This window comes from Streptomyces sp. NPDC096046, from assembly GCF_040303285.1.
GTDB lineage: Bacteria > Actinomycetota > Actinomycetes > Streptomycetales > Streptomycetaceae > Streptomyces.
On the sequence record NZ_JBEOSZ010000108.1, the window covers coordinates 1 to 2,430 of the forward strand.

Consider the following 2,430-nt stretch of genomic DNA (forward strand, 5'->3'; position numbering starts at 1 on the left):
AGTCGACTGGCACTTCACCACCGACGACGCACGTGTGAAGCTGCGCCACCTCTACCCAACCACACAGCGAAATTAAGCCGCGACAATCTACTAGCCGTAGACCGGGCCCGTGTACTTCTCGCCCGGGCCCTGGCCCGGCTCGTCCGGGACGAGCGAGGCCTCGCGGAACGCCAGCTGGAGCGACTTCAGGCCGTCGCGCAGGGGAGCCGCGTGGAACGAGCTGATCTCGGTCGTGGAGGCGTCCAGCAGACCGGCCAGCGCGTGCACCAGTTTGCGGGCCTCGTCGAGGTCCTTGTGCTTCTCGCCCTCCTCGGTCAGACCGAGCTTCACGGCGGCCGCGCTCATCAGGTTGACGGCGACCGTCACGATCACCTCGACGGCCGGGACCTCGGCGATGTCGCGGGCCATGGCGTCGAAGTCGGGGGACTCAGGAGGGGTCTCACTCATGCCCACACGATAGGCGCAGGGAGCGGGTCCTCCCCACGGGACCCCGGTACGCCCCGATTGGCCGTCCCTGGCCCTTACTGGTAATCTCGTGTAACGACCGGTCGGACCCGTATGCCTCACAGCCCGCGAGCCCGGCCCACAAGTGGAGGCTTTCGAACTCCCACCCGATCGCCCTCAGGGCGGCGGGTCACCGGTCAGACGGCCCCGTCCTCGTGGCGGCGTTCCGTCCGAAAGCGCGCCCCGCGGTTGCCGCGGCGGTGCTCCGGTAGTTCGAGGAGCCCCGCCTGGGATCGTCCGGGGCATTTTTGTTGCCTCGGCGCGGTTGGTCTATCGAACACAGACGTTACGCGGCCGTCCGCCAGACCGTCGCGTGGTGCTACCGAGGAGGATCCATCAGCGCCGAGCCCCGCATCAACGACCGGATTCGCGTTCCCGAGGTGCGACTTGTCGGTCCCAGTGGCGAGCAGGTGGGCATCGTCCCCCTGGCCAAGGCACTGGAGCTTGCGCAGGAGTACGACCTGGACCTGGTCGAGGTCGCGGCGAACGCCCGTCCGCCCGTGTGCAAGCTCATGGACTACGGGAAGTTCAAGTACGAGTCGGCCATGAAGGCCCGTGAGGCGCGCAAGAACCAGGCGCACACGGTCATCAAGGAGATGAAGCTCCGGCCGAAGATCGACCCGCACGACTATGACACCAAGAAGGGTCACGTCGTTCGGTTCCTCAAGCAGGGCGACAAGGTCAAGATCACGATCATGTTCCGTGGTCGCGAGCAGTCCCGGCCCGAGCTGGGCTACCGACTGCTGCAGCGTCTCGCGGAGGATGTCCAGGACCTCGGTTTCGTGGAGTCGAACCCGAAGCAGGACGGCCGAAACATGATCATGGTTCTCGGTCCGCACAAGAAGAAGACCGAGGCGATGGCCGAGGCTCGCCAGGCGCAGGAAGCCCGCAAGGCGGAAGCGAAGGCCAACCCCGGCAAGTCGCAGAACGCCGCGGAGTCCGAGGCGTCGGCTGAGGAGCCCGCCGAGGAGCACGCCGAGGCGTGACTCCCCGGGACGCCAGTCCCAGGAAGCAACCGAAACAACGACGCTCCACCGTGCCCGGTTTCGCGACCGGGCACCGGAGCGCCACCGACGAGGAGAGAACGGCGCTATGCCGAAGAACAAGTCGCACAGCGGTGCCAGCAAGCGCTTCAAGATCACCGGCTCCGGCAAGGTGCTGCGCGAGCGCGCCGGCAAGCGCCACCTGCTCGAGCACAAGTCGTCCCGCGTGACGCGTCGCCTCACGGGCAACGCCGAGATGGCCCCGGGCGACGCCGCGAAGATCAAGAAGCTTCTCGGCAAGTGACGTCCCGGCGCGCGAGCGCCGCACGGACGCCGGACCGGGACCCAATCGATTTCGGGTCGTGTGAGCACCCCACGACCCCGCTACAAGGAGTTAACTAGTGGCACGCGTCAAGCGGGCAGTCAACGCCCACAAGAAGCGCCGGGCGATCCTCGAGCAGGCCTCCGGCTACCGCGGTCAGCGCTCGCGCCTGTACCGCAAGGCCAAGGAGCAGGTCACCCACTCGCTGGTCTACAACTACAACGACCGCAAGAAGCGCAAGGGTGACTTCCGTCAGCTGTGGATCCAGCGCATCAACGCCGCTGCCCGCGCCAACGGCATGACCTACAACCGCTTCATCCAGGGTCTGAAGGCCGCGAACGTCGAGGTCGACCGCAAGATCCTGGCCGAGCTGGCCGTCAACGACGCCGGTGCGTTCGCCGCGCTCGTCGAGGTCGCCCAGAAGGCGCTGCCGAGCGACGTGAACGCGCCGAAGGCTGCGTGACACCGGCTCGAGCCGATGTGACTGAAGGACCCGCAGGCCGGACGGTCTGCGGGTCCTGCTGTGCAGCTAGTGCCGCGGCAGGCAACGTTCGCCCCGTCGCGACGCCCGGCACGCACTCTCGCCGCACCGGGCGCAAGCCCAAGTACACCCAGTACGAG

The 2,430-nt window shown here is 67.3% G+C and carries 4 protein-coding genes; 3 read left to right on the forward strand and 1 reads right to left on the reverse strand.

The window, feature by feature from the left end:
* Positions 1-90 precede the first annotated feature (90 nt).
* The gene (locus ABTX62_RS37780) at positions 91-447 is read right to left on the reverse strand and encodes a DUF1844 domain-containing protein (RefSeq protein WP_094057204.1); all 357 of its coding nucleotides are present in this window, start codon (positions 445-447) and stop codon (positions 91-93) included.
* Between the two features lie 392 nt (positions 448-839).
* Between ABTX62_RS37780 and infC the strand changes: the two genes are divergently transcribed.
* The 3 genes from infC (at position 840) to rplT (ending at position 2,272) form a co-directional block, all read left to right on the forward strand.
* Positions 840-1,490 (forward strand): translation initiation factor IF-3, encoded by a 651-nt coding sequence (gene infC / locus ABTX62_RS37785; RefSeq protein WP_352120411.1) that lies wholly within the window; start codon positions 840-842, stop codon positions 1,488-1,490.
* A gap of 106 nt (positions 1,491-1,596) precedes the next feature.
* On the forward strand, positions 1,597-1,791 hold the full coding sequence (gene rpmI, locus ABTX62_RS37790) for a 50S ribosomal protein L35 (protein WP_003977225.1): 195 nt from the start codon (positions 1,597-1,599) through the stop codon (positions 1,789-1,791).
* 97 nt (positions 1,792-1,888) lie between these two features.
* Entirely contained in the window at positions 1,889-2,272 is a 384-nt protein-coding gene (gene rplT, locus ABTX62_RS37795) for a 50S ribosomal protein L20 (RefSeq protein WP_003989074.1), read from the forward strand.
* The last annotated feature ends 158 nt before the right edge of the window (positions 2,273-2,430 follow it).